This window comes from Aquirufa echingensis (assembly GCF_042714525.1).
GTDB classification, from domain to species: domain Bacteria; phylum Bacteroidota; class Bacteroidia; order Cytophagales; family Spirosomataceae; genus Aquirufa; species Aquirufa echingensis.
This window is the reverse complement of record NZ_JBBKYA010000014.1, coordinates 1-253: the sequence shown is the minus strand read 5'-3', so window position 1 is coordinate 253 and position 253 is coordinate 1. Positions and strand designations below refer to the sequence as shown.

1 protein-coding gene is annotated in these 253 nt (G+C 29.6%); it reads right to left on the bottom strand.

Annotation, left to right across the window (positions count from 1 at the left end; genetic code table 11):
* Window positions 1–89 precede the first annotated feature (89 nt).
* Window positions 90–253 (bottom strand): IS3 family transposase (locus SKC38_RS12465; RefSeq protein ID WP_377977467.1); only part of this gene is annotated, 164 nt, incomplete at its 5' end.

The window sequence follows — 253 nt, the reverse complement described above, 5'->3', positions numbered from 1 at the left end:
TATAGCAAATATGATCTGCGGCTCTGTGAATTTTGACTTTTTCATGGCATCAAATTAACTTTTTTTTTCGTTTTGATACCCGAAATCCTCTAGTTTAAAATCGTACAGTTTTTTGGTAACAGGTCACCGTTTAAATTGAGTTTGATTCTTTCATAATTGTAGTATTTGATATATTCATTGATTTCTTTCTTTAGTTGTTTTATTGACTCATATTTGTTCAGGTAAAACAGTTCCGATTTTAGTGTTCCAAAGA